General features: G+C 66.9%; 1 protein-coding gene. It reads left to right on the top strand.

The annotated features are described in order from the left end of the window. Positions 1-76 precede the first annotated feature (76 nt). A partial coding sequence (locus AC1DOP_RS27265) for a transposase (protein ID WP_477254413.1) occupies positions 77-492 on the top strand: 416 nt, incomplete at its 3' end.

A 492-nucleotide genomic window follows, 5' to 3' on the forward strand; every position in this document is an offset into this window, starting at 1 on the left:
AGTGTGGAATCTTAGTGTGGAATCTTTTCTGCAAGCCTGCGGTCCAATGTCGACCTGAACCGTTGACGGAGGCCCCATGCAAGCACGGCAGTTCGAACAGTTCCTGCAACGCCTGTCCTCTCTAACGCGGCGCCAGCGCGACCGCCTGCTCGACCTGCTGCAATCGGCGGCCGGCCTCGACCGTGTACTCGAGATCGTCGAGCACCCCGCCGCGCCACTCTGCTGCCCGCACTGCCAGGCCGACAAACCCTTTCGCCACGGCCATGCGCACGGACTGCAGCGCTACCGCTGCCGCAACTGCCATCGCACCTTCAACCGGCTCAGCGGCACGCCGCTGGCCCGGCTGCGCCACAAGGCACGCTGGCTCGACCACCTCGGCTGCATGCTCGACTCCCGCAGCGTGCGCCGCTCGGCGCGCGAGATCGGCGTGGCCAGTGCGACCAGCTTTCGATGGCGCCACCGTTTCCTGGCCTTGAGCAAGGATGACCGCCC

The organism is Massilia sp. 01N410 (assembly GCF_056399665.1).